A 19,038-nucleotide genomic window follows, 5' to 3' on the forward strand; every position below is an offset into this window, starting at 1 on the left:
CGCTAGGAAGTCTGGCCCTGCGCCCGCGCGGTGTCGTCCGCCGCGTCCTCCTGGTTGCGGTTGGCCTCCAGGTTCGTCTTCATCCGGTCGACCTTCTGGACGATCTGGACGGACGCCCGGTCCCGCTCCCTGCGCAGGACCACCCAGCTGATCGGCGCCGAGAGCACCATGGCGAGCAGGAGGACCCACAGGAAGTTGGAGTCGCCGAAGCCGCGCGGGAAGACGCCGGAGTAGACAGCGCCCCAGACGACCACGAGGCAGCCCGCGAAAATACCGAGGCGCATCAGCGTGTAGCGGAGCATCTCAATCCACACTTCCGTTTCGAACGGTCCTTACGCCACAAACGGGCACCGTCCAGTGAAGCACGCCCGGGACCCGATCTTGCACGGGGGTCGAGCGGGCCCCTCACACCAGCGGCAGCAGCATGGTGACGTCGTCCCGGTCGTCCCCGGGGGCGACGCGGATCGCGCCCGGCACCCGGCCGACCTCCTTGTAGCCGCAGGAGCCGTAGAACCGCTCCAGACCGTGACCGCCCCGGCAGCCGAGCCGTATGGCGTCGATGCCCTCGAAGCCGCGGGCCGCGTCGGCGGCGGCCGCCAGCAGGTCCCGGCCGTACCCCTTGCCCTGGTGCCGCGGGTGGACCATCACCGTGTAGAGCCACACCCAGTGGTTCATCAACCGGTGCGTGTTGAAGGAGAAGAACACGGTCGCGGCCACCTCGCCCGCCTCGTCGTGCCCGACGAGCAGCCGGACCCGGCCCTCGGCCATCGCCGCGAGGTGCTTCACGAGCTCGGGGCGTATCTGCTCCCGGCTGACCGGCGCCACGAAGCCCACGGCTCCGCCCGCGTTGGAGACGTCGGCCCAGAGGTCGAGGACTCCGTCACGCAGGGCAGGAGTGACGGAGGGGTCCAGAGTGAACGTAAGGGGCATGCGCGCATGCTATCCATTACCCCAGGGCATGTGCGGCCACTTTCAGATCGGCCACCAGCCCCCGGAACGCCCCCTCCCGGTCCTCCGCCCGGAGCACCGCCGACGGATGCACGGTCGGCACCAGCCGCTGCGGCCGCCCGTGGATCTCCCGCTCCAGCACCGTCCCGCGCACCTCGGTGACCCGGAACGAGGAGCCGAGCAGCGCCTTGCCCGCGGTGGCGCCCAGCACCACGATCAGCTCGGGCTCGACCACGGCCAGCTCGGCGGCGAGCCAGGGTCCGCAGGCCGCCGTCTCACGCAGGGTCGGCGCCTTGTGGATACGGCGCTTGCGGGGTTCGTCCCGGGTGAACTTGAAGTGCTTGACGGCGTTGGTGACATACGCCTCACCCGGGTCGATGCCGGCCTCCGCCAGCGCCCGGTGGAGCAGCTTCCCGGCGGGCCCGACAAAGGGCCTGCCCTGCCGGTCCTCCTGGTCCCCCGGCTGCTCCCCCACGAGCATCACCCGCGCGGCCGTCGCGCCCTCGCCGAACACGGTCTGCGTGGCCTCCCGGTGCAGGGGACAGCCCCGGCAGCCGGCGGCCGCCCTGCGCAGCGCGGCGAGACCGCCCCGGGCGGGGACGAAGGGCTCTGCGGTGTAGGCGTCCTCGGGGGCCTTCGTGACGGTCATGCCGGACGGGTACCCGTCCGGCCACCGGCGTCACGTCACACGCGCATGGGCTGCGGCGACTCGCGCCGCGCCGGGTCCGGGCCGTCGTACTCGCGGATGATCTCGTAGCGGGTGTTGCGCTCGACCGGGCGGAAGCCCGCGTCCCGGATGAGGTCCAGCAGGTCCTCGCGGGTCAGCTTGTTCGGGGTGCCGTAGTTGTCGGCGTCGTGGGTGATCTTGTACTCCACCACCGAGCCGTCCATGTCGTCCGCGCCGTGCTGGAGCGCGAGCTGGGCGGTCTGCACGCCGTGCATCACCCAGAACACCTTGACGTGCTGGATGTTGTCGAAGAGGAGCCGGGAGACGGCGAAGGTCTTCAGCGCCTCCGCCCCGGTCGCCATCTGGGTCCGGGCCTGGAGCCGGTTGCGGATCTTCCCGTCCTTCATGTCCACGAAGTCGTGCTGGTAGCGCAGCGGGATGAAGACCTGGAAGCCGCCGGTCTCGTCCTGCAGCTCACGCAGCCGCAGCACGTGGTCGACGCGGTGGCGGGGCTCCTCGATGTGGCCGTACAGCATGGTGCACGGGGTCTTGAGGCCCTTTTCGTGCGCCAGGCGGTGGATCCGGGACCAGTCCTCCCAGTGGGTCCGGTGGTCCACGATGTGCTGGCGGACCTCCCAGTCGAAGATCTCCGCGCCACCGCCGGTGAGGGACTCCAGACCCGCGTCGATGAGCTCGTCGAGGATCTCGGAGGCGCTGAGCCCCGAGATGGTCTCGAAGTGGTGGATCTCCGTCGCCGTGAAGGCCTTCAGCGACACGTTCGGGAGGGCGGCCTTCAGCTCGCGCAGCGAACGCGGGTAGTAGCGCCACGGGAGGTTCGGGTGCAGGCCGTTGACGATGTGCAGCTCGGTGAGGTTCTCCGACTCCATCGTCTTGGCGAGCTTGACGGCCTCCTCGATGCGCATCGTGTACGCGTCCTTCTCGCCCGGCTTGCGCTGGAAGGAGCAGTAGGCGCAGGAGGCCGTGCACACGTTGGTCATGTTGAGGTGACGGTTGACGTTGAAGTGCACGACGTCGCCGTTCTTGCGCGTCCGCACCTCGTGCGCGAGGCCGCCCAGCCAGGCCAGGTCGTCCGACTCGTACAGCGCGATGCCGTCCTCGCGGGTCAGCCGCTCACCGGAGCGAACCTTCTCCTCCAGCTCGCGCTTGAGCCCGACGTCCATGCCAACACCTTTCTACGACAGCCCGACCAAACTTACTCCCCCGCCCTTCGGGCGGGGCGGTACCCCCATACGGCGCTGAACGCGCCTAGACCTCTTCGGGCAGATCGCCGACTCGGTTCTCCCACTTCGTGGACAACACGATGGTGGTACGGGTCCGGGAGACGCCCTTGGTCCCGCTCAGCCGCCGGATGGTCTTCTCCAGCCCGTCCACGTCCGGCGAGCGCACCTTGAGCATGAAGGAGTCGTCGCCGGCGATGAACCAGCAGTCCTCGATCTCCGGCAGGTCCTTCAGCCGGCGGGCCACGTCCTCGTGGTCGGCGGCGTCGGAGAGCGAGATGCCGATCAGGGCGGTGACGCCGAGGCCGAGGGAGGCGGCGTTCACCGTGGCGCGGTAGCCGGTGATGACGCCGGCCGCCTCCAGCCGGTTGATGCGGTCGGTGACGCTGGGACCCGACAGGCCGACGAGGCGTCCCAGCTCCGCGTAGGAAGCCCGGCCGTTCTCTCTCAGGGCCTGGATGAGCTGCCTGTCCACCGCGTCCATGCGATCGAAGCCTTCCGCTGAAGAGTTCCAGAAGTAATGAGAGTTGCTGCGAGTTGCTCGGATGGCGATCACGCCGTGCGGGTTCCGCCGCCGAGTTCGCCCTCCCAGCGGCGGTAGAGGCCGTGTGCGACGCCCGCCGCGTCGAGGACCCGTCCGGCGACGAAGTCCACCAGGTCCTGGATGTGGGTCGCTCCCGCGTAGAAGGCGGGTGAGGCGGGTACCACGGTCGCACCCGCGTCGTCCAGGGCGACCAGGTGCCGCAGGGTCTGACCGTTCAGCGGGGTCTCCCGTACGGCCACGACCAGCTTGCGGCGCTCCTTGAGGGTGACGCTCGCCGCACGCTGGAGCAGGTCCTTCGAGAGCCCGAGCGCGACGCCCGCCACACAGGCGGTGGAGGCCGGCACGATGAGCATCCCCTTCGTGGGGTACGACCCCGAGGACGGCCCGGCCGCGAGGTCGCCCGCGTTCCAGTACCGCACCCCCTCGACGTCGGCATCGAAGGTCCCGGGCTTTCCGTCCGCCCCACGGGCCAGCCATTCGCGCAGGTCGGTCTGCCAGTGGGCGTCCCGGAAGGAGATCCCCGTCTCATCGAGGAGGGTGAGCCGCGAGGCCCGGCTGACCACCAGATCGACGCTCTCACCGGCCGCGAGCAGCGCGCGCAGCACAGCAGCCGCGTACGGAGTCCCGGATGCTCCGGACACCCCCACGATCCAAGGCATGCGCTGCGTTTCTCCTGCGTTCACACCTTGAGCGTACCGGTGGAACGGAGAGTGTTCAGGACGGGTCGGCAGTCCCGGGATCCACGGGGAGGCGACTGGTGTCGACCGTCAGACGCCCGAGCTTGGTCTCCACGGCGATCTCGCCCCCGTAGGGAAGCGTGTCCCGCCCCATGTACCCGTCCGAGCCGGGGTTCCAGAGCGTGACGACTTCGATGGCCGGCTCGACGAGGTCGGGGCCCGCACGAGGTCCGCGCCCAGCTGGGGTTCGATGGTCACGTCGGCCTCCCTCTCGCCGCACTCGAGGGTAGGCCGCACCGGACTCACACGGTCAGACCCCGGACCAGGAGATCAAGAAGCGCGCACACGAACAGGGCAATGCCGATGAAGCCGTTGACGCTGAAGAACGCTCTGTTGAGGCGGGACAGGTCATGCGGGCGGACGATCGTGTGCTCGTAGACGAACGCGCCCGCGACGATCAGCAGGCCCAGCCAGAAGAACGCGCCGGCGCCGGTGAGCACCGCGTACCAGACGAACAGGGCCGTGGTGACCGTGTGGCAGGCGCGGGCGCCCCGGATCGCCGCGGGGATGCCGAAGCGGGCCGGCACCGACATGACGCCGATCTCGCGGTCGGGCTCGACGTCCTGGCAGGCGTAGATCAGGTCGAAGCCGCCGATCCAGATGCCGACGGCGAGGCCGAGGACCACCGCGTCCCAGGACCACGTGCCCGAGATGGCGAGCCAGCCGCCGACCGGGCCCATCGCCTGGGCCAGGCCCAGGATCGCCTGCGGGAAGTTCGTGAACCGCTTCCCGTACGGGTAGACCACCATCGGGATCACCGCGATGGGGGCCAGGGCCAGGCAGAGCGGGTTCAGCAGGGCCGCCGAGCCCAGGAAGATCACCAGGGCGATCAGCGCGCCCGTCCAGGCGTGCTTCACCGACATCGCGCCGGTCACCAGCTCCCGGTGGGCGGTGCGCGGGTTACGGGCGTCGATCTCGCGGTCGATGATCCGGTTGACCGCCATGGCGAACGTACGCAGGCCCACCATGCAGATCGTGACCAGCAGCAGCCGGCCCCAGTGGATGTTCTTGTCCCACTCGTACATCGCGGTCAGGGCAGCGATGTAGGCGAAGGGAAGCGCGAAGACCGAGTGCTCGATCATCACCAGGCGCAGAAACGCCTTGGTGCGTCCCGGCTGCGGGAGTGCCGCGGAGGCGCTGCTCACAGGCCGTACTCCTTCCAGCGGCGGTCCACCAGGGCCGCCGTATCCGGGTCCGACAGGACCATCTCCGGCCATCCGCCGTCCCTCGTGTAACCCTCCTCGGGCCACTTCTTCGTCGCGTCGATGCCCGCCTTGCCGCCCCAGAACTGCTGGTAGGAGGCGTGGTCGAGATGGTCGACGGGCCCCTCGACGACCGTGAGGTCACGGGCGTAGTCCGTGTTGCCGAGGGCCCGCCAGGCGACCTCGTGCAGATCGTGCACGTCGCAGTCGGCGTCCACGACGACGATCAGCTTGGTCAGGGACATCATGTGTGCCCCCCAGATCGCGTGCATCACCTTCTGGGCGTGCTTCGGGTACTTCTTGTCGATCGAGACGATCGCGCAGTTGTGGAAGCCCCCGGCCTCGGGCAGGTGGTAGTCCACGATGTCCGGGACGATGATCTTCAGCAGCGGGAGGAAGAAGCGCTCGGTCGCACGGCCCAGCGGCCCGTCCTCGGTCGGGGGCCGGCCCACGACGATCGACTGGAGCAGCGGCCGCTTCCGCATCGTCACGCAGTCGATCTTCAGCGCCGGGAAGGGTTCCTGCGGGGTGTAGAAGCCGGTGTGGTCGCCGAAGGGGCCCTCCGGGAGCATCTCGCCGGGCTCCAGCCAGCCCTCCAGGACGACCTCGGCGTTCGCCGGGACCTGGAGCGGGACCGTCTTGCAGTCGACCATCTCGATGCGCTTGCCCGCGATGAATCCGGCGAACAGGTACTCGTCGATGTCACCGGGGAGCGGGGCGGTCGAGGCGTACGTCACCGCCGGGGGGCAGCCGAAGGCGATCGCCACCGGCAGGCGCTCCCCGCGCCTGGCCGCGACCTGGTAGTGGTTGCGGCTGTCCTTGTGGATCTGCCAGTGCATGCCGATGGTCCGCCGGTCGTGGCGCTGGAGGCGGTAGAGCCCGAGGTTGCGGATCCCGCTCTCCGGGTCCTTGGTGTGCGTGAGCCCCAGATTGAAGAAGGAGCCGCCGTCCTGCGGCCAGGTGAACAGGGCGGGGAGCATGTCGAGGTCGACGTCGTCGCCCTGCAGGACGACCTCCTGCACCGGAGCGTCCTTGACCTTCTTCGGCGGCACGTGCGTCATCGCGCCGAGCTTCCCGAACGCCTCGCGCACTCCCACGAAGCCGTGCGGCAGCTCGGGCCGCAGCAGCCCGCCGATCCTGTCGCTGATCTCGCCGTACGACTTCAGGCCGAGGGACTTCAGCAGCCGCCGGTCGGTCCCGAAGACATTCATCGCGAGGGGCATGGCGGAGCCCTTCACGTTCTCGAAGAGCAGCGCCGGACCGCCGGACTTCTGCACCCGGTCGACGATCTCCCCGACCTCCAGACAAGGGTCGACCTCAACTTTGATGCGCTTGAGGTCGCCTTCGCGTTCCAGCGCCCTGAGCAGGGAACGAAGATCGTCGTAAGCCATGTGTCCCAGTATCGGCCACGGGCTAACCTGGGCCCGTCACCGGGGCCGTCTCACTCTGTCGAGGGATCTCACGCCAATGCTCAGGTATCTCCCCTTCCTGCTGGTTCTGGCGTTGTGGATCTACGCGTTCGTGGACTGCCTCAACACGCCCGAGGAGCAGGTGCGCGGGCTGCCGAAGGTGGCGTGGGTCATCGTCATCCTGCTCTTCGGCGAGGTGCTGGTCGGCCCCGTGGCCTGGCTGATCGCCGGCAAGGTGCGGACCCCGGGCCCCGAACGCTGGGTCGCCCCCGACGACAATCCCGAGTTCCTGAAGTCCCTCAGGAAGGACGAGCCCGAGGCCGAGTGATGGAACTCCGGCTGCTCGTCACCTTCGAGAAGGTCGCCACCGTCCTGAGCTTCACCCGGGCCGCGGCCGAGCTGAAGTACGCCCAGTCCAGCGTGACCGGCCAGATCCGCACCCTGGAGTCGGACCTGGGCACGGAGTTGTTCGACCGGCTCGGCAGCCGTATCCGGCTGACGGAGGCGGGCGAGCGGCTGCTGCCCTACGCCCGGCGGATGATCGAACTGGCCGAGGAGGCGCGGACGGCGGTGGCCGCCGCGGACGAACCGGCCGGGACCCTGGCGATCGGCACGATGGAGTCGCTGACCTCGTACCGTCTGCCGCCGCTGCTCGAGCTGTTCCACCACCGCTACCCCAGGGTGCGCCTCTCGCTGCGCACCACCATCGGCGACGAGACCCGGCAGGCTCTGCGGCAGGGGACGTACGACCTGGGCTTCCTGATGGAGGAGCGGACCGAGCACGCCGGGCTGGAGTGCGTGGTGCTGGCCGAGGAACCGCTGGCGCTGGTGGCCGCGCCCGGACATCCGCTGGCCGGGAAGCCGGTCGCGACGGCGGACCTGGTACGGCAGCCGCTGCTGGCGACCGAGCCCGGCTGCGCCTACCGGGACCTGTTCGAGCGGGAGCTCACCGCCCTAGCCGCGGTGGACTTCATGGAGTTCGGCACGATCGAGGCCACCAAACGCGCGGCGGCGGCCGGCCTCGGGATCTCGCTGCTGCCCGAGGTGACGGTCGCCGCCGAACTTTCGGCGGGTTCTCTCCTGCGACTGGCGTGGGAGCCGCCGTTCACGCTTCGCACGCAGCTGGCGTGGCGGGCCGGGAAGCGGCTTCCGGCGCATGCGCGGCTGTTCGTGGAGCGGGCGCGGCGGCTGGTCGCCGAGCAAGGGTGACCTTCAGGCTCGCCGTCACGATCAGCGGTACGCCCAACGCCTGGACGAGGCCGATGTGGTGGCCGTACACCGCCCAGTCCATGACCATCGCGACGGCCGGGTAGACGAAGGCGAGGACGGCGATCTTCGAGGTGGCCAGCCGGGCGTAGGCGGCGTACATCAGGACGTACATCACCCCGGTGTGGATCAGCCCGAGCCCGACCAGCCAGCCCCAGGCCCACCCGGTTCCGCTCATCGCGCCGAAGTCGGCGAAGGGGAGCAGCAGCGGGATGCCGACGAGGACCTGGACGAGGGCGACGAGGTGCGGGCGTACCCCGGTGATGCGCTTGGTGACCAGGGTGGACAGGCCGTAGAGGAGGGCGGCGAGCAGGGCCTGGCCCACGCCGACGGCATACGTTCCGCCGCCCGTGAAGTCGCCGGGCGTGACGCCCGAGACGAGGATCAGCCCCGCGAAGGCGACGGCGATCCACCCCACCGTGGCGGCCGTGAGCCGCTCACGGAACAGCAGGGCGCCCAGCAGGACCACGTAGAAGGGTTGCGTGTGGTAGACGACCGTCGCCACGGAGATGGACGTGTTCTCGTACGACTGGAAGAGCAGCACCCAGTTGAAGACGATGAACACGCCGCCCAGGGCGGCCAGTCCGAGCGTGCGCGGGGTGAAGCCGTGGCCGCGCAGCCGGCCGCGGGCGACGACGTACCCGCCGAGGGCGAGGGCGCCGAACAGGACGCGGAAGAACACGACGTCGAAGGGCGAGGCGCCCGACTCGACGACGAAGACGCCGAGGGTGCCGGAGAGCACCATCGCGGTCGTGAGCTGGGCCGTGCCCTTGTTCTCTGGGGTCATGACGTCGAAGCTACGAGCGGGCACCGGGGCCGGTCCACGCGCTCATGGGGCGTCCTGCCGATGGGCTCATCGGCGCCGCCGATGACCGCAGGTCCCGCTCAGGGCGTCGGGTCGTCGCGCAGCACCAGGTCCAGCAGCCCGCGGCTGTACGACCTCCCGCAGCTCCTCCAGGACCGGAGCGGCAACCATGGCTTCCTCCCACCCACCGGGGGCCGACTGCCGCTGCGCGCGGCGATTGATCGAGCCAGGGTACAAAGTGGCTTTCCCGGCGCTTTACCGAGGCCACCGCCGAAGGTCCCCGGGCGTTGGGCATGTTGTCCCGGTGGCGGTGCCGAAGGAGAGTTAACGCATGGATCAGCAACAGGCCCGCGCCTGGCTCGCCCCCGCCGTCGCCGAGGCCCGCGCCGGGCTCGCCGAGGGCGGCATCCCGATCGGCGCGGCCCTCTACGCCGCCGACGGCACCCTCCTCGGCCGCGGCCACAACCGCCGTGTGCAGGACGGCGACCCCTCCATGCACGCGGAGACGGCCGCCTTCCGCGCGGCGGGGCGACAGCGGTCGTACCGGGGCACCACGATCGTGACCACCCTCTCGCCCTGCTGGTACTGCAGCGGCCTGGTCCGCCAGTTCGGCATCTCGCGGGTCGTGGTCGGTGAGGCGGCCACCTTCCACGGCGGCCACGACTGGCTGGCCGAGCACGGCGTGGAGATCGTCCTCCTGGACGACCCCGAATGCACGGCACTCATGTGTGAGTTCATCGAGAACAACCCGGCTCTGTGGAACGAGGACATCGGTGAGTGAGCCCCAGCCCAGCGTCCCGACCGTCGACCTGCGCCCCTGGCTCGGTGGTGACCCCGAGGAGCGCAAGGACATCGCCCGTACCGTCGACCGGGCCCTGCAGACCGCCGGATTCCTGCTCGTCACCGGGCACGGCGTGGAGCCGGGGCTGCGCGCGGCCGTCCGGGAGTCCGCGCGCCGGTTCTTCACGCTGCCCGTCGAGGCCAAGCAGGCGTACGAGGCGAAGGTCGGCGGGCGCGGGTGGCTCGGGCCGGGCGCGGAGGCCAACGCGTACGCGGAGGGGACCGAGACCCCGCCCGACATGAAGGAGTCGCTGACCTTCGCGACGCACGAGCCGTTCGAGGATCCGGTGGTCAACGCCGAGTGGTACGCGCCCAATGTGTGGCCGAGCGAGGTTCCCGAACTCCGGCCGCTGTGCGAACGGTACCTGCGGGAGATGGCCGCGCTGGAAAAGCAGCTCCTCTCCCTGCTCGGTCACGCCCTCGGGCTCGAACCGGACTTCTTCAGCCGTCACATGGACCATCCGACGTACGGCTTCAACATCAACTGGTACCCGGGCACCGAGGTGATCGGCGAGCCGCAGCCGGGGCAGTTCCGGATCGGTCCGCACACCGACTTCGGGACGGTCACCATCCTGGACCGGCAGGCGGGCAAGGGCGGCCTCCAGGTCCACACGGACGAGGGCGGATGGCAGGACGCGCCCTTCGACCCCAGCGCCTTCACCATCAACATCGGTGACCTGATGGCCCGTTGGACCGGAGACCGGTGGCGGTCGGGACGGCACCGCGTGCTGCCGCCGCCCTCGGACGCGCCCGCCGAGGAGCTGATGTCGCTCGTGTACTTCGGCGAGTGCACCCCGGGCACGCTCGTCGAGTCCGTCCCGGCGCCGGTGGGGCGGGTGGCGTACCCGCCCGTCGACTCGCACGTCTATCTGCGCGAGAAGCTGGACTCGATCACCGTCGACTGATCGATTCCCCGTTCGGGCCGCCCCCCGTTCCGTTGAAAAGCCGGGACACGGCATGTCCCGGTCGCATCCGGTGCCATTCCCTTGCAGGGGGCCGTCCCACGCGTCCCCTTCTGCGATCGGAGACGGCCCGTGCGAATCACCGACATCCAGCGCTGCGAGGTCCGGCCGGGACGGCTCGTCGAGTGGACGCTCAGTCCGGCGACCGTCGAGGCCGCCTCGGGGCTGCCGGAGGACTCCCGGCCCCCGGCCTACATCCAGGAGTCGCACCTCAGGACGGCCAGGTGCGTGCGCGAGGAGGGGCTGTTCGTGCCGACCTGGCTCGGCACGGCCTTCGACCTCCCCGGCCCGGTCGACCTGGGCGTGCTGGAGGAGGCGCTGCTCGGCTGGACACTGCGGCACGAAACGCTGCGCAGCGGCTTCCGCTGGGCCGGTGACGAACTGCGCCGCTTCACGCTGGACGCCGGCGCGGTGTCGCTGCGCCGGGAGGTGATCGGCGACTTCACCGACGACGGGGCGCTGGCCCGGCATCTCCAGGACCGCTTCGACGTCACGGCCGACGCGCTGCGCTGGCCGAACCTCATCTACACGGCGGTCGTGCGCGACGACTGCACCAGCGTGTACCTGGCCTTCGACCACAGCAATGTCGACGCGTACTCGATCCAGGCCCTTCCCGCCGAGATCCACGAGCTGTACACGGCGGGGACCGAAGGGCGCAGCGGTGCGAAGCGGCCGCCGGCCGCCAGCTATGTGGACTTCTGCGAGCTGGAGCGGGCGGACGCCGACCGGATCGACGGCGGCCATGCGATCGTGGCCCGCTGGCGGGAGTTCATCCGGCGGTGCGACGGGACGCTGCCCCGCTTCCCCGTCGACCTCGGACTGGAGCCCGGCGGCGGGCTGCCCGCCCAGAAGATGATGTGCGAACCGCTCGTGGACGCGGCCGGGGCCGCCGCGTTCGAGTCGTACTGCCGGCCCTTCGGCGGCAGCCTGGTCGGTGTGCTCGCCGCGACGAGCCTCATCGTCCAGGAGCTCGGCGGGCAGCCGGTGTACCGCACGGTGGTGCCGTTCCACACCCGGGTGAAGTCCCGCTGGTCGGACTCCGTGGGCTGGTACGTGGGCGGCGCCCCCATCGAGGTTCCGGCCGCACCCGATCTCCCGGGTGCGCTGCGGACCGTACGTGCTCAGCTGCAGGCCGCCCGGCCCCTGGCGCGCATGCCGCTGGCCCGGGTGCTGGACCTGCTCGGCACGGACTTCCGCCCGGCCTCCCCCGACCTGTACTCGATCGTCTCCTTCGTCGACACCCGAGCGGTCACCGGGTCCGAGCGGTGGGCCGAGCTGAAGGCGTACGGGCTGATCCGGGTGTCGTACGGCGACCAGGTGTGCGCATGGGTGCAGCGGCTGCACGAGGGGCTGTGGTTCGCGAGCCGCTACCCGGACACGGACGTCGCGTACAAGAACATGCGGCTGTACGTGGAGCGACTGCGGGACCTGATCATGTCGACAGTTTCGTGACCCAACGGACACCACGCGATCTGGTACGAAGCAACTCCCCCTTTCTACACTGGTGTTGAGGGGGGATGCGGTGCACAGACGTCTGCACGGACGGGGGGCCCTGTTCGACACGGATCCGGCCGGCCTGGCTCCGCGGCTCGTGGGTCTGCGCCCCTACCAGCACCGTGCACATCCGTTCGAGCACCCGGCGGAGCCGCCCTTCGTCGTGCTCACCGGCGCGCGGGGCCTGGGCAAGAGTGCGGTGCTCGGCGAGCTGCGGGAGGCCTACCAGGGCCACACGCCGGTCGCGTTGATCGACTGTGCGGACGCGCAGTTCGCGGGACCGCCCGCGGACCGGCCCGCCGAGTCCTGGTCGCCGGTGGCGCAGGCACTGCTGATCATCGCCGAGCAGCTCGCGGAGCCGGTGACCGGAGCCGGCCGGATCACCTTTCCCCGGCTGATGTCGGGCCTGGTGGCGGTGGCGGCCGGCGGCTGGAGCGACGCCGACTCGGAGCGGATCCGGCGCGAGGTCGAGCGGATCCTGCTGCTGAACGAGAGCGGGTCGTGGATCAGCGGCTTCGCCGGGCGCTGGGCCGGGAAGGTGGCGGCCAAGGTGGTGGCCGCGGCAACCGGCAGCGGGCCGTTCCTGTCGGGGGCGATCGAGGCCACCCTGGAGTCCGTCGCGGAGGGCTTCGCGAGCCGCCGGCACCAAAAGGCGTCGGTCTGGTACCGGACGTATCCGAACGCGGGCGGGCACGCCCAGCGCGGGCTGATCCTGCTCTCCGGGCACTTCCGGGCGGGCGGTACCTCACGGGAGCACGCCGAGCGCCATCTGGTGCGGGCCCTGCTCGCCGATCTGACCGAGGCGTATGCGGGCGTGCTGCCCCGTATGCAGCGGCTCGGGCGGCCGCTCGTCCTCCTCGACAACGCGCAGGCCGCGCCCGGTCCGGGGCTCGTGGAGGCGGTGCTGCGGGACCGCTCCGAGGGGCTGACCGACCAGGTGGCCTTCATCGGGGCGCTGCGCGGCGAGGGGCGCGAGAGCTTACGCAACGCCGTACGGCATTCGCTGCCCGAGGTGGCCCGGCGCAGCGACTGGACCCCGGACGCGGCCGTGCCGTCCTCGCGGGCGCTGCTGGTGTCGCTGCCGCCGCTCACCCCCGACGACACCCTGCACATCGTGGGCGCCGTCTGCGGCGAGACACCGGTGCCACCCCAGCTCCCGCACGCCACTCACCGGTTGACCGGCGGCAACCCGCTGGGCATAGTCCTGCTCGCCGAGTCGGCCGCGCAGAACCTGCCGCAGGCGGCATCGCTCGGCGAGCTGCTCACCGCGGACGTCCGGCTGCACGAGGACCACGCCGGCTCCCCCACCTATCTCGAACTCCTCGACCGGCTGGTGCCCGCCGACCGGCTGGACGAGCTGACCGTGCTGGCCGCGGCCCACGACCACGACTCGGCCTGTGCCCTGGCCGCGGCCCTGCTCCCGGACGACTTCGGCCCGGCGGACGTACGGGCCCTGCAGACCCGGCTCGCCCAGGAGGGACTGCCGGGCGCGCCAGGCCAGTTCGTCGGCGATCCGTTCGTACGGACCCTGCTGCTGCTCCGGCTGCACCTGCGGGACACCGACCACGGGCAGTGGCGCACCGCCCACGAGACCCTGATCGCGCACTACGAGCAGGCCTCCGAGCCCGCGGACGCCTTCCGGCTGCACCATGAACTCGCCCTGGGGACCACGGAGTCGGCGGTCGCCCAGCTGCGCGACACCTTCCACACCCTTGACACCCGCACCTGGCTGCGCACGCTCCGCTTCATCGCGTCGGCGCCGTACTTCCACGCGCACGACGCCGACGGACGCGACTTCGGCGGCCGGGGCGACCGGCGGGCCGCCGTGGCGCTCGGCCGGACGGACGCCGCCCAGGAGGTGCCGGAGGGCGTGGACGCCGTACTGCACCTGCGGATACGGCGGTTGCTGCACGCGGTGTGGCAGCTGGCCGATCCGCTGGTGCTGCCCGATCCGAAGGTGTGCGACCGGCTGCGGTTCGAGCTGGAGCAGTTGTCCAATCTGCGCCCCGCGGGCAACGCGCTGCTGTGGCGGGCCTCGCGGGACTGGCCGGCGGCCGCGCTCGCCGGGCGGGCGCCGGCCGGCCCGGACGACGAGGACGACCCGGACGACCGGAGCGGGGAGGCGTGATGGCACGCAGGGGTCTGGGCACATGGTTGCGCGAGGGCGTCTGGGAGATCCCGCTCCGCCGCTATCTGGCGCTCCTGGTCACGGCATGCCTGGCGACCGGACTGGTCTTCGCCGTGCGCACCCTGACCCACGACGACCGCTCCTGCGCGCCCGGAGTGGCGCGGCCGAAGGGCAGCGACGAGTGCGTGGGCGTGGCGACGACGGCGTACGACTTCGGGCATCCCGAACTGCGGGACGCCGTGCGGGCGATCGAGCGGGAGAACGGCCGTCTGAAGCCCGGGAGTTATGTGACGGTGGCGATGATGCTGCCGTACACCGCGACCGCCGCGGCCAGCCTCAGCGACATACAGCACGAGTTGCAGGGCGCCTATCTGGCCCAGTACCGGGCGAACCACGACTCCAACGGGGAGGCGCCGGCGATCCGGCTGGTGCTCGCCAACCCGGGGGCCACCGGCGCCCATTGGCGGCAGATGGTCGACAGGCTGGTGCGGATGACGACCACCTCCGACCGGCTGCGGGCGGTCGCCGGGGTGGGGCAGAGCACCGACAACAACAAGAAGGCCGTCGGGGAGCTGACCCGGCTGGGCATTCCGGTGGTCGGCTCCTCCATCACCGCCGACGACCTGGCCAACGGCCAGGGCGGCAAGGACCCCTATCCGGGGCTGGCCCGGGTCTCGCCGACCAACACCGACGAGGCCCGTGCGCTGGCCTCCTTCGCCAAGGTCAGCGCGGGCAAGGCGCTGCTGGTGTACGACAAGCCCGGGGACCCGTACACCCGGACGCTGCAGAAGTCGTTCGCCGCGCTGATCAAGGGGTCGCCCTACGAGCCGCAGCCGTTCACGCCGCCCGCCGACCGCACCCAGGAGGGCACGACCGCCAACACCTTCCGGCAGATCACCCATCTGGTGTGCGACACGTCCAAGGAGACCGACACGATCCTGTTCGCGGGCCGGCACACCCAGCTGCGGCAGTTCATCAACGCGCTGGGCGGACGCGGCTGCCAGGAACGGAAGTTCACGGTGCTGACCGGGGACGAGGGCTCGTATCTGACCGGCGAGAAGGACCTGGACCGCGGCGCCCTGAGGCACAACCTCGCCGTCCGCTACACCGCCCTCGCCCACCCGGACGCCTGGGCGCGGGATCCCGCGAAGACGGGGGGCTCGGCGGCGGACGCACAAGTGCTCCAGCAGCAGCTGGCGAGCGGCAGGCGGGGGCCGGTCGGGCCGATCGGCTCGGTAGCCCTGGACGACGGGCAGCTGATCATCGCGTACGACGCCCTCCAGCTGGCCGTGCACGGCATCCGCGAGGCGGTCATGGACCAGCGGAAGATCCCGGCGCTCGCGGATGTGGGACTGCAGTGGCCGCAGGTCAAGGGCTCGCTGCGGGTCGACGGGGCGAGCGGCTGGATCTGCCTGGACGTGCACGGCAACCCGTACGACAAGGCCGTGCCGATCGTGGAACTCTCCCCGGAGGGCGGCTCCCGGTTCGTGCGGATCGCCTGGCCGGAGGGGAAGCCGCCGGCGAAGGAGTGTCTGCCGCCGTCCTAGACCGCAGGCTCAATAATCTCGATCAGACGTTCGAACCGGGTCCGCCAGGCCTGCTCCGACTCCCCGTTCCCCCGGAACTCGTGGGTGAAGCGCAGGGCGCTCGCCGCCTCCCCGTCCCGCTCCAGATGGAAGCGGACACGGCCGCCGCCCTCCAGCGTGTACTCGGCGACCCGGTCCACGTCCCACGCGGTGATGTGCCCGCTGCCCAGGTCACGCAGGGTGACCGCGCCGCCGAGCCGGGGTTCGAGGACATCGGCGACGGTGAGCCAGCCCGCGAGCCCCTCCGGGGTGGCGAGCGCGGGCCAGACCTTGTCCATGGGCCGAGGGAGCCGCACCAGGAAGTGGAGGATGTGCGTGTTCCCGTGGGTCTGGCTGATGCCCTGTTCGATGGAACCGCTCATGACACCAGCCTGACCCGTCACGCAGGGTTCCGCACTTACACGCCCGCGTAGGAGTGCTTGCCGCTCACGAAGATGTTGACGCCGTAGTAGTTGAACAGCCAGCAGCCGAACGCGATCATCGCGAGGTAGGCGGCCTTGCGGCCCTTCCAGCCGGCCGTGGCACGCGCGTGCAGATAGCAGGCGTAGGCGACCCAGGTGATGAAGGACCAGGTCTCCTTGGGGTCCCAGTTCCAGTAGCGGCCCCAGGCGTCGCCCGCCCAGATCGCGCCCGCGATGATCGTGAACGTCCACAGCGGGAAGACGGCCGCGTTGACGCGGTAGGCGAACTTGTCCAGCGAGGCGGAGGCGGGCAGGCGCTCCAGGACGGAGGTCGCGAAGCTGCCGGGCTTGCCGCCGTTCTCCAGCTTGTTCTCGTACGAGTCCTTGAACAGGTAGAGGATCGTCGCGACCGCACCCACGTAGAACACCGCGCCGCAGAAGATCGCGGTGGAGACGTGGATGTAGAGCCAGTACGAGTGCAGGGCCGGGACCAGCTGGTCGCTCGCCGTGTAGAGGACGGTGACCGCGAGGCCCAGGTCGAGCAGGACCGTGGTGATGAGGAACAGGCCCATCCAGCGCACGTTCTTCTTCAGGGCCAGCAGCGCGAGGTACACGCCGACGGCGACCGTGGAGAACGTGATGTTGAACTCGTACATGTTGCCCCACGGCGCCCGCTGCACGGAGGCCGCGCGGGCGACGACACCGCCGAGCTCCACCAGGAAGGCGAGCACGGTGAGGGACACGGCGATACGGCCGTAGAGGTCGCCCTGCTCGTCACCGCCGTGGGCACCGGGACCGTCCGGCACGTCCCGGGCGCCGGCCGAGGACCGGACGACGACCTTGGGCCGCTCAAGGACGGCGGTGCCTCCCGCCTTCTGCACGGTGACCGCGGGCGCGGCCGCCTTCTTCGACGCGCCGGCGGTGAGCGCGGCGGCCGTACGGGCGACCTTGCTGCGGCTGCCGAGCAGCCACTCGGCGATGGACGCGAAGAAGGCCAGGGTGTAGACGGCCATTGAGGAGTAGATCAGCGTGTTGCTGATGCTCGCCAGGTGCTCGTTGGTCGCGATGGCGAGATCGGTTGCGGCGGCGAGAGTCACTTCTCAGCCCCTTCGGCAGGTACGACTTCGGGGTCGGCGGATTCTGCAGGGTCGTCGTCGGGGTCGGGAGCCCCCGGCGCCTGGTCGTAGAGGATGCCCGCGAGGTCGCCCAGTTCCTCGGGCACCTTGGCGGACTCGCTGCGGCCGAGGCCGGCCATCTCGACGACGGTCACGCCGTCGGCGCCGCGCACCGCCCGCACCCAGACGCGGCGGCGCTGGATGAACAGGGACGCGGCCAGACCGAAGATCGCGGCGAACGCGCCGCCGAGCGCCCAGCCGCTGCCGGGCTCCTGGACGATCTCGAAGCCGGCCCACTCCTTGATGTCCTTCTCGAAGGTGATCGAGCCGGCGCCGTTCGGGAGCTGCGTGGTCTGTCCGGGCTTCAGGTTGACCCTCAGCTGCCGGCCCTTGGCGTCCTTGAAGGCCTTCATATGGGTCTTGTTGAGCTGGTACACGCTCTGCGGCAGACCCGAGTTGACGCCCAGGTCGCCGTGGTAGGGCGCCAGGTTGAGCACAGGGTTCAGCAGCGACGGGAACTGCGAGAGCACCGAGGCGCCGCCGCCGTAGGTCGGCAGGAAGAAGGCCTGGATGCCCAGCTGCTCGCCGGCGCCCTTGGCGTCCTTGTAGCCGTCCATGACCTTGACCACGCCGTTCGAGGTGACGTTGCCGTCGAGCGGGAGCAGCGGCACGGCGTCGCGGTAGACGACGTCGCCCTTGCCGTCCCGGACCGTGATGACCGGCGCGTAGCCGTGGCTGACCAGGTAGACCTTGGAGTCGCCGATCTTCAGCGGCTCGTTGACCTTGATGGTGGTCGACTTCTCCTTGCCGTACGCGCCGTCGGTGTAGGTGATCCCGGCCTGGAAGGTGCGCGGGGTGCCCCGGTTCGGGCCGGTGAGCTCGTAGGTGGCCTTGAAGTCCTTGAGATCGAAGCTGAACGGCACCAGGTCGTCAGTGGTGAAGAGGCTGCCGGACTTGAAGTCGTCGTACTGGATGATCGAGTTGGCGAAGCCGGCACCCTCGACGACCAGCTTGGTGCCGTCCGACTTGTACAGCTGGCCCGAGGCGAAGGCCACCAGCATCACGATCAGCGCGATGTGGAAGACCAGGTTGCCCAGCTCGCGCACGTAGCCCTTCTCGGCGGCGACGGCGTCACCCGCGACATGAGCCCGGAAGCGGCGCTTCTTCAGCAGGATGAGTGCGGCCTCGCGGATCTGCTCTGGGTCGGCCTCGGTGCGCCAGGTGGTGTAGGCGGGCAGCCGGGTCAGCCGCCTCGGCGCGGCCGGCGGGCGGCTGCGCAGCTGGCCCACGAACTGCCAGGTGCGGGGCACGATGCAGCCGATGAGGGAGACGAACAGCAGGATGTAGATCGCGGAGAACCACACCGAGCTGTAGACGTGGAAGAGGCCGAGTTTGTCGTAGATCGGCGCGAGTGTTGTGTGGGCCCGGCGGAAGTCGTCGACCTTGGTGGCGTCGGCTCCGGTCTGCGGGATCAGCGAGCCGGGGATCGCGCCGAGCGACAGCAGCAGGAGCAGCAACAGCGCGACCCGCATGGAGGTGAGCTGCCGCCAGAACCAGCGGGCCCAGCCGATGACGCCCAGGGAGGGCAGGTTCGGCAGTTCCTCGCTGGGAGCGGTGGACAGCTGGGAGCCTGCGGCACCCAGGTCCTGGTCCTCGGCGCCGGCCGCGGAGTTGTCCGTTGTGGTGTTGCTCATCG

At 70.4% G+C, this 19,038-nt stretch carries 19 protein-coding genes; 7 read left to right on the top strand and 12 right to left on the bottom strand.

From position 1 onward, the window contains the following. Positions 1–2: 2 nt before the first annotated feature. From Q8A52_RS34805 to Q8A52_RS34840, 8 genes are all read right to left on the bottom strand, one after another. Positions 3–302 carry a DUF4229 domain-containing protein gene (locus tag Q8A52_RS34805; RefSeq protein WP_316758791.1) on the bottom strand — a complete coding sequence of 100 codons (300 nt, stop codon included), beginning with the start codon at positions 300–302 and terminating at the stop codon, positions 3–5. A 103-nt stretch (positions 303–405) separates the two neighbouring features. Continuing rightward, a complete protein-coding gene (locus Q8A52_RS34810; RefSeq protein WP_316758794.1) occupies positions 406–930 on the bottom strand; it encodes a GNAT family N-acetyltransferase in 525 nt (174 codons plus the stop codon). A 16-nt stretch (positions 931–946) separates the two neighbouring features. After that, complete coding sequence (locus Q8A52_RS34815; protein WP_316758796.1) at positions 947–1,597, bottom strand: UdgX family uracil-DNA binding protein; 651 nt, start codon at positions 1,595–1,597, stop codon at positions 947–949. 35 nt (positions 1,598–1,632) lie between these two features. Continuing rightward, the gene (mqnE, locus tag Q8A52_RS34820) at positions 1,633–2,796 is read right to left on the bottom strand and encodes an aminofutalosine synthase MqnE (RefSeq protein ID WP_316758798.1); all 1,164 of its coding nucleotides are present in this window, start codon (positions 2,794–2,796) and stop codon (positions 1,633–1,635) included. Between the two features lie 85 nt (positions 2,797–2,881). Further along, positions 2,882–3,337: an Lrp/AsnC family transcriptional regulator gene (locus Q8A52_RS34825; RefSeq protein WP_316758800.1), complete on the bottom strand. Its 456-nt coding sequence runs from the start codon at positions 3,335–3,337 to the stop codon at positions 2,882–2,884. A gap of 68 nt (positions 3,338–3,405) precedes the next feature. After that, positions 3,406–4,056, bottom strand: a complete 651-nt coding sequence (locus Q8A52_RS34830; RefSeq protein ID WP_316758802.1) for a UbiX family flavin prenyltransferase — start codon at positions 4,054–4,056, stop codon at positions 3,406–3,408. Between the two features lie 320 nt (positions 4,057–4,376). Further along, complete coding sequence (gene mqnP, locus Q8A52_RS34835; RefSeq protein ID WP_316758804.1) at positions 4,377–5,279, bottom strand: menaquinone biosynthesis prenyltransferase MqnP; 903 nt, start codon at positions 5,277–5,279, stop codon at positions 4,377–4,379. Further along, on the bottom strand, positions 5,276–6,727 hold the full coding sequence (locus Q8A52_RS34840) for a menaquinone biosynthesis decarboxylase (protein WP_316758805.1): 1,452 nt from the start codon (positions 6,725–6,727) through the stop codon (positions 5,276–5,278). Before Q8A52_RS34840 ends, mqnP begins: the two co-directional genes overlap by 4 nt. A gap of 76 nt (positions 6,728–6,803) precedes the next feature. Here Q8A52_RS34840 and Q8A52_RS34845 point away from each other — a divergent pair, with 76 nt between their 5' ends. Further along, positions 6,804–7,073, top strand: coding sequence for a PLD nuclease N-terminal domain-containing protein (locus Q8A52_RS34845; protein WP_316758807.1), 270 nt, complete (start codon positions 6,804–6,806; stop codon positions 7,071–7,073). Beyond that, positions 7,073–7,954: a LysR family transcriptional regulator gene (locus Q8A52_RS34850; RefSeq protein WP_316758941.1), complete on the top strand. Its 882-nt coding sequence runs from the start codon at positions 7,073–7,075 to the stop codon at positions 7,952–7,954. The genes Q8A52_RS34845 and Q8A52_RS34850 overlap by 1 nt, the downstream gene beginning before the upstream one ends. Here Q8A52_RS34850 and Q8A52_RS34855 read toward each other — a convergent pair. Further along, positions 7,851–8,798, bottom strand: a complete 948-nt coding sequence (locus Q8A52_RS34855; RefSeq protein WP_316758809.1) for a DMT family transporter — start codon at positions 8,796–8,798, stop codon at positions 7,851–7,853. The two genes, Q8A52_RS34850 and Q8A52_RS34855, sit on opposite strands and share 104 nt — an antisense overlap. 349 nt (positions 8,799–9,147) lie before the next feature. Between Q8A52_RS34855 and Q8A52_RS34860 the strand changes: the two genes are divergently transcribed. From Q8A52_RS34860 to Q8A52_RS34880, 5 genes are all read left to right on the top strand, one after another. Continuing rightward, the gene (locus Q8A52_RS34860; RefSeq protein ID WP_316758811.1) at positions 9,148–9,597 is read left to right on the top strand and encodes a nucleoside deaminase; all 450 of its coding nucleotides are present in this window, start codon (positions 9,148–9,150) and stop codon (positions 9,595–9,597) included. After that, positions 9,590–10,561 (top strand): isopenicillin N synthase family dioxygenase, encoded by a 972-nt coding sequence (locus Q8A52_RS34865; protein WP_316758813.1) that lies wholly within the window; start codon positions 9,590–9,592, stop codon positions 10,559–10,561. The genes Q8A52_RS34860 and Q8A52_RS34865 overlap by 8 nt, the downstream gene beginning before the upstream one ends. A 129-nt stretch (positions 10,562–10,690) precedes the next feature. Next, positions 10,691–12,070 (top strand): condensation domain-containing protein, encoded by a 1,380-nt coding sequence (locus tag Q8A52_RS34870; protein ID WP_316758815.1) that lies wholly within the window; start codon positions 10,691–10,693, stop codon positions 12,068–12,070. Positions 12,071–12,140: 70 nt separating this feature from the next. Then, entirely contained in the window at positions 12,141–14,240 is a 2,100-nt protein-coding gene (locus Q8A52_RS34875) for a hypothetical protein (protein WP_316758817.1), read from the top strand. Continuing rightward, on the top strand, positions 14,240–15,787 hold the full coding sequence (locus Q8A52_RS34880; protein ID WP_316758819.1) for a type 1 periplasmic-binding domain-containing protein: 1,548 nt from the start codon (positions 14,240–14,242) through the stop codon (positions 15,785–15,787). Before Q8A52_RS34875 ends, Q8A52_RS34880 begins: the two co-directional genes overlap by 1 nt. Here the strand turns inward: Q8A52_RS34880 and Q8A52_RS34885 are convergent. From Q8A52_RS34885 to resB, 3 genes are read right to left on the bottom strand one after another with little or no spacing between them, the layout of a single operon-like run. Continuing rightward, positions 15,784–16,188: an SRPBCC family protein gene (locus Q8A52_RS34885; protein ID WP_316758820.1), complete on the bottom strand. Its 405-nt coding sequence runs from the start codon at positions 16,186–16,188 to the stop codon at positions 15,784–15,786. The genes Q8A52_RS34880 and Q8A52_RS34885 overlap by 4 nt on opposite strands. 35 nt (positions 16,189–16,223) lie before the next feature. Then, positions 16,224–17,324: a c-type cytochrome biogenesis protein CcsB gene (gene ccsB, locus Q8A52_RS34890; protein ID WP_316758822.1), complete on the bottom strand. Its 1,101-nt coding sequence runs from the start codon at positions 17,322–17,324 to the stop codon at positions 16,224–16,226. Continuing rightward, positions 17,321–19,036 (bottom strand): cytochrome c biogenesis protein ResB, encoded by a 1,716-nt coding sequence (resB, locus tag Q8A52_RS34895; protein ID WP_316758824.1) that lies wholly within the window; start codon positions 19,034–19,036, stop codon positions 17,321–17,323. The genes ccsB and resB overlap by 4 nt, the downstream gene beginning before the upstream one ends. Positions 19,037–19,038 lie beyond the last annotated feature (2 nt).

Origin of the sequence: Streptomyces herbicida (assembly GCF_032656585.1) — a bacterium.
GTDB lineage: Bacteria > Actinomycetota > Actinomycetes > Streptomycetales > Streptomycetaceae > Streptomyces > Streptomyces herbicida.

Bases quoted from the DNA above. Each gene is read 5' to 3' on its own strand.
- Q8A52_RS34880 (WP_316758819.1), top strand. From the start codon at position 14,240: ATGGCACGCAGGGGTCTGGGCACATGGTTGCGCGAGGGCGTCTGGGAG.
- Q8A52_RS34805 (WP_316758791.1), bottom strand. From the start codon at position 302: ATGCTCCGCTACACGCTGATGCGCCTCGGTATTTTCGCGGGCTGCCTC.
- Q8A52_RS34830 (WP_316758802.1), bottom strand. From the start codon at position 4,056: ATGCCTTGGATCGTGGGGGTGTCCGGAGCATCCGGGACTCCGTACGCG.
- Q8A52_RS34885 (WP_316758820.1), bottom strand. From the start codon at position 16,188: ATGAGCGGTTCCATCGAACAGGGCATCAGCCAGACCCACGGGAACACG.
- Q8A52_RS34825 (WP_316758800.1), bottom strand. From the start codon at position 3,337: ATGGACGCGGTGGACAGGCAGCTCATCCAGGCCCTGAGAGAGAACGGC.
- Q8A52_RS34845 (WP_316758807.1), top strand. From the start codon at position 6,804: ATGCTCAGGTATCTCCCCTTCCTGCTGGTTCTGGCGTTGTGGATCTAC.
- Q8A52_RS34815 (WP_316758796.1), bottom strand. From the start codon at position 1,597: ATGACCGTCACGAAGGCCCCCGAGGACGCCTACACCGCAGAGCCCTTC.
- Q8A52_RS34850 (WP_316758941.1), top strand. From the start codon at position 7,073: ATGGAACTCCGGCTGCTCGTCACCTTCGAGAAGGTCGCCACCGTCCTG.
- Q8A52_RS34840 (WP_316758805.1), bottom strand. From the start codon at position 6,727: ATGGCTTACGACGATCTTCGTTCCCTGCTCAGGGCGCTGGAACGCGAA.
- Q8A52_RS34810 (WP_316758794.1), bottom strand. From the start codon at position 930: ATGCCCCTTACGTTCACTCTGGACCCCTCCGTCACTCCTGCCCTGCGT.
- mqnE (WP_316758798.1), bottom strand. From the start codon at position 2,796: ATGGACGTCGGGCTCAAGCGCGAGCTGGAGGAGAAGGTTCGCTCCGGT.
- Q8A52_RS34860 (WP_316758811.1), top strand. From the start codon at position 9,148: ATGGATCAGCAACAGGCCCGCGCCTGGCTCGCCCCCGCCGTCGCCGAG.
- Q8A52_RS34855 (WP_316758809.1), bottom strand. From the start codon at position 8,798: ATGACCCCAGAGAACAAGGGCACGGCCCAGCTCACGACCGCGATGGTG.
- resB (WP_316758824.1), bottom strand. From the start codon at position 19,036: ATGAGCAACACCACAACGGACAACTCCGCGGCCGGCGCCGAGGACCAG.